Annotated in this window: 3 protein-coding genes; 2 read left to right on the top strand and 1 reads right to left on the bottom strand. The window is 65.8% G+C overall.

Annotated features, from left to right (window positions below):
• Positions 1-220: 220 nt before the first annotated feature.
• The gene (locus VK533_RS00980; protein WP_324374128.1) at positions 221-1,894 is read right to left on the bottom strand and encodes a hypothetical protein; all 1,674 of its coding nucleotides are present in this window, start codon (positions 1,892-1,894) and stop codon (positions 221-223) included.
• An 88-nt stretch (positions 1,895-1,982) separates the two neighbouring features.
• On the opposite strand from VK533_RS00980, the gene VK533_RS00975 reads away from it, so the two are divergent.
• Together VK533_RS00975 and alaS are read left to right on the top strand one after the other, a co-directional pair.
• On the top strand, positions 1,983-3,251 hold the full coding sequence (locus tag VK533_RS00975) for a Xaa-Pro peptidase family protein (protein ID WP_324374127.1): 1,269 nt from the start codon (positions 1,983-1,985) through the stop codon (positions 3,249-3,251).
• Between the two features lie 204 nt (positions 3,252-3,455).
• Positions 3,456-5,221, top strand: a 1,766-nt coding sequence (gene alaS / locus VK533_RS00970) for an alanine--tRNA ligase (RefSeq protein WP_324374125.1), incomplete at its 3' end; no start/stop codon positions are given.

Genomic DNA, 5,221 nt, shown 5'->3' with positions numbered 1-5,221 from the left:
AGGTCGAACGCATCGACGGCTCCTATCATTTCATCATGATCGATCAGCCGGCGGTCTTCCTGCAGAAGGTCGACGCCTTCCTCGCGGGCTGAGCGGGAAGAGGGCGGGTCTGGACCCGCCCTCTTTTCCGTCATTCCCGCGAAGGCGGGAATCCATCGGGAGGCCAGCGCCTAGCCGCGGAATGGATTCCCGCCTTCGCGGGAATGACGTGTGTGGTTGGTTAGCGCGTAGCCATCTCAACCGGCGCATCGGGCAACATCCGACGCTCGCCGTGCCACAATGCCAGAGCCAGTTTCCTATCCGCCGCCGCATCGGCCGCCTGGCCGAGCTTCGCCTCCGCTTGCGCCTTGATCGCGAGCGTTACCGGCTCCTTCGGGGTCGCCCTCAGCGTGTCGTCCGCCTCGCGCAGCGCATCCTGGGGCTTGCCCATCGCCAGCAAGGCGGCCGCCATGTCGCGCCGCACCGGATACCAGAAAGCGGGCGGATCGGAGAAGCCGAGAAACGCCTTGGTCTCCTGCATCTTCGCCGCCGCCTTGAACGCGCGCAGCGCCTCGTCGGGCTTGTTCTCCAGCATCGCCGCGCGCCCGTCGAGCACGCGGTGCGCGATCCGCATCATCCGGCCGGCGCCGTCGGTCGCATCGTCATATTTCTCGGGGCCGACATGGTCTGGGATCGCCGCGGCCTCCTTGCGCACCAGGGCCGCATCGCCCAGCCGTGCCGCCGCCTCGCCGCGCGCATAATGCCAATAGGCCTTCACGTAGGGCAAAGTCGGTTCGGGCAGCGCCAGCACCTTGTGCGGATCGGCATAGCGCGCTTCGGCGAAGTAGCCGGTCCCGGCCACCATCTGCGGAAAGACGTCCTTGTCCTTCTGCTTGCCCACGGCCGCACGCGCGATCAGCGGATCGCTCAGCGCCAGCGCATCCTTGCCGTCGCCCGACAGCAGCGCGCCGCCGACGCCATATTGCACATTGTGCGCGTGATAGGGCAGGTCCCATACGCCGTCGGGTTCCGCCAGGCCGAGCCGCCTGGCATTGGCGATGCCGAGCGCGACCGCCTTCACATTGGCGTCGACCGCATCCTGGTAACGGCCGATATGGTAATAGGTATGCGACGGCATGTGCACGAGGTGCGCGGCCGATGGCGCGAGCGACGCCAATTTGTCGGCATAAGGCTCGGCGCGGCCGGGATAGCCCGCCATTTCGGTCGCATGGATGTAGAAATGGATCGCGGGCGTATAGTCCGGGTTGCGCTTGAGCACCTGCTCGAGCAGCCCCACCGCCTTTGCGATATTGTCGGTCGAGCCGGTGATCATCCACGCATCCGCGGCGATCACCGCAATTTCGTCATCCTGCGGGTAATATCGCGCGATCACCGCCATCGCGCGCGCGAACCCCAGATTGTCCGAAGCCTTGTCGCCGGACTGGTAACGAAGCTTGAGCGCGGTGATCAGTGCACGTTCCTTCTCCGAGCCGTTGGCGGCAAGCGCCTCGGCCCTGGCGGCCATCACCGCCAGCGTCTTCGCGTCGTCCGGCGTGATCGGATAGTTGATCGTCGGGCCCGACGCCCATGCCTCGCCCCACACGCACATCGCACAATTCGGATCGAGCCTGGCGCTTTCGTGGAACGCGACGATCGCCGCCTTGTGCGCGAAAGCGTGGGCGAGCTGCATGCCATTGTCGAAATAGGCCTGCGCCCGCGGGCTGGCGGTGCGGATCGGGAAGCCGCCGCCGCCATAGCCCGACAGGATCATCGCCGTCCTGGGTGCGGTCATGTCGCCGCTGCACATCGGCGCGGCGTCGAGCGGGGGCGTGGCCTCCAGCGTGTCGGATGCGGCCTTGTCCTGCGCCAAAGCGGGCGAGAGCCCGACGGCGACAGCAAGCATCATCCAACGCATATTGGTTTTCCCTCCGAACCCCGTGCTTTCTTTACGCCCGAAGGGGAGGGCTGGCCAGCGCGCGCGGTCGCTCTTATCGTCGTTTTCGATGCGTCACGATCGATCGTTCCCCGCCAGCCGCCGCGCCTTTCTCGGCGCCGCGGTGGCGCTTCCGTTGCTGTCCGTTCCATCGATCCTGCGCGCCGCCGAGCCCGATCTGTCGGGGCTGCAGCCGATGACCGGCGATATTGTGCCGATCGGCCGCGCCGAACGGGCCGCGCGCGTCGCCAGGGCGCAGGCCCTGATGCGCGCGAACAATATCGGCGCGGTGCTGATCGAGCCGGGCGCCTCGCTCGTCTATTTCACCGGCATTCAATGGCATCGCAGCGAGCGTCTGACCGCAGCGATCCTGCCGGCCGAGGGCGAGGCCTGCATCGTCACGCCCTTCTTCGAGGAGCCCTCGATCCGCGAGACGCTCGACGTGCCGGGCGAAGTGCGCGTGTGGCAGGAGGATCAGAATCCGCTGCAATTGGTCGCGGGCTTCCTCAAGGACCGCAAGCTCGCGGGCCGGACGATCGGGATCGAGGAGACTTTGCGTTATTTCGCGGTCGACGGTCTCCAGCACGCGCTGCCCGGCGTGAAACTGGTCTCGGCCAATCCGGTGGTGCGCGGCTGCCGCATGATCAAGACGCCGTCCGAGCTGGCCTTGATGCAGAAGGCGACCGACATCACGATTGCCGCCTATCGTTGGGTCCATCCCCGCGTCGAAAAGGGCATGACCGGCCACGACGTGTCGGCGCTGATGGATGCGGCGACGATCAAGCTGGGCGGCGAGGTCGAGTTCAGCCTGGTGCTGATCGGCGAGGCGGCGGCCTATCCGCACGGATCGCGCACCGTCCATCGCGTCGCGGATGGCCAGATCGTGCTGATGGACTGCGGCTGCAACGTGCAGGGTTATCAGTCGGATGTCTCGCGCACCTTCGTGTTCGGCGCCGCCAGCAAGGAACAACGGCTGGTGTGGGATCAGGTCCATCAGGGCCAGCAGGCCGCGATCAAGGCGGCGCAGGTCGGTGCGGCCGCGGGCAGCGTCGACGATGCGGTGCGGCGGCTTTACGAAAGCTTCGGCTACGGCCCGGGCTACAAATTGCCTGGCCTGTCGCATCGCACCGGACACGGCATCGGTCTCGACGGGCACGAGCCGGTCAATCTGGTCCATGGCGAGATGACGAAGCTCGCGCCAGGCATGTGCTTCTCCGACGAACCCGGTATCTACCTGCCCGGCAAGTTCGGCGTGCGGCTGGAAGATTGCTTCCACATGACAGAGAGCGGCCCGACGTGGTTCAGCGAACCGCGCGTATCGATCGACGATCCCGTTTAGGGTGACTTAGCCCTCTCCCGCCTTTGCGGAAGAGGAGGGGCCCGCCGCGAAGCGGTGGGAGGTGAGGGCCTTCTTGTTCTGTCGTACCGGCCAAACAGCAGAAGAAGACCCTCACCCAACCCTCTCCCGCAAGCGGGAGAGGGCTTTGAGCTTGGAGTAACCCTGCCGCTTGAGAAGGGCGCGCCCCTCCACTAAGTCGCCCGCATGACATCGACCAACGACATCCGCCGTTCCTTCCTCGAATATTTCGGAAGCGAGGGCCATCGCATCGTGCCGTCGGCGCCGTTGGTGCCGCACAACGATCCGACTTTGATGTTCGTCAACGCGGGCATGGTGCCGTTCAAGAATGTCTTCACCGGTTTGGAAACGCGGCCTTATTCGACCGCGACGTCGAGCCAGAAGTGCGTGCGTGCGGGTGGCAAGCATAACGATCTCGACAATGTCGGCTACACCGCGCGCCATCACACCTTCTTCGAGATGCTCGGCAATTTCTCGTTCGGCGATTATTTCAAGGAACAGGCGATCACGCATGCCTGGACGCTGCTGACCAAGACGTGGGGCATAAACCCGGAGAAGCTGACCGCGACCGTCTATCATACCGACGATCAGGCGTTCGATCTGTGGAAGAAGATTGCGGGCCTGCCCGATCACAGGATCATCCGCATCCCGACCAAGGACAATTTCTGGGCGATGGGCTCGGACGGTCCGTGCGGGCCGTGTTCCGAAATCTTCTACGATCATGGCGATCATATTCCCGGCGGCCCGCCCGGCAGCCCGGATGAGGATGGCGACCGCTTCGTCGAGATCTGGAACCTCGTCTTCATGCAGTTCGTGCAGGAAGCCGACCAGATCACGGGCGATCTGCCCAAGCCGTCGATCGATACCGGCATGGGGCTCGAGCGCATCGCCGCCGTGCTCCAGGGCGTGCATGACAATTACGATACGGACACGTTCAGGGCGCTGATCGCGGCCTCCGGCGAGCTGACCAAGAGCGCGACCGACGGCGCCAACAAGGCCTCGCACCGCGTGATCGCGGACCATCTGCGCGCGTCGGGCTTCCTCGTCGCCGACGGCGTGCTGCCCGCCAACGAAGGGCGCGGCTATGTGCTGCGCCGGATCATGCGCCGCGCGATGCGCCACGCCCACCTTCTGGGCGCGGCCGAGCCCTTGATGCACCGGCTGGTGCCGGCTCTGGTCTCCGAAATGGGCGCGGCTTATCCCGAACTGGTCCGCGCGCAGCCGCTGATCGAAGAGACGCTCAAGCTGGAGGAGACCCGCTTCCGCCAGACGCTCGCCAACGGCTTGCGCCTGCTCGACGAGGCGACCGGGCCGATGAAGACGGGCGATACGCTTCCCGGCGCGGTCGCGTTCAAGCTCTACGACACGTTCGGTTTCCCCTACGATCTGACCGAGGATGCGCTCCGCGCGCAGGGCCTGCAGGTCGATCGCGCCGGCTTCGACGCGTCGATGGCCGAACAGAAAGCCGCCGCGCGCGCCGCGTGGAAGGGCTCGGGCGACAAGGCGTCGGACGACGTCTGGTTCGACGTGGCCGAAGAACTCGGCGGCACCGAATTCATCGGTTACACCAGCCATCAGGGTGACGCGCAGGTCGTGGCTCTGGTCAAGGACGGCAAGCGCGTCGACCAGGCGCGCGAAGGCGACGAAGTCACCATCCTGACCAACCAGACGCCCTTTTACGGCGAGAGCGGCGGCCAGATGGGCGACGCCGGTATCGCCAGCAACGACAATGGCTTCGTCGCGGATATTGCCGATACGTCGAAGCCGCTTGGGCGGCTGCATGCGCATAAGGCGATCGTGCGCAGCGGCGTGATCAAGGCGGGCGATACGATCCATCTCGCGGTCGATGTCGCGCGCCGCAGCCAGCTGCGCGCCAACCATTCGGCGACGCATCTGCTGCACGCGGCGCTGCGCCACCGGCTCGGCGGTCATGTCACGCAGAAGGGCAGTCT

Source organism: Sphingomonas sp. (assembly GCF_035317925.1).
GTDB lineage: Bacteria > Pseudomonadota > Alphaproteobacteria > Sphingomonadales > Sphingomonadaceae > Sphingomonas_I.
Note: the sequence above shows the minus strand (reverse complement) of the source record. Positions and strands in the feature narration are given on the sequence as shown.

Bases quoted from the DNA above. Each gene is read 5' to 3' on its own strand.
- VK533_RS00975 (WP_324374127.1), top strand. From the start codon at position 1,983: ATGCGTCACGATCGATCGTTCCCCGCCAGCCGCCGCGCCTTTCTCGGC.
- VK533_RS00980 (WP_324374128.1), bottom strand. From the start codon at position 1,894: ATGCGTTGGATGATGCTTGCTGTCGCCGTCGGGCTCTCGCCCGCTTTG.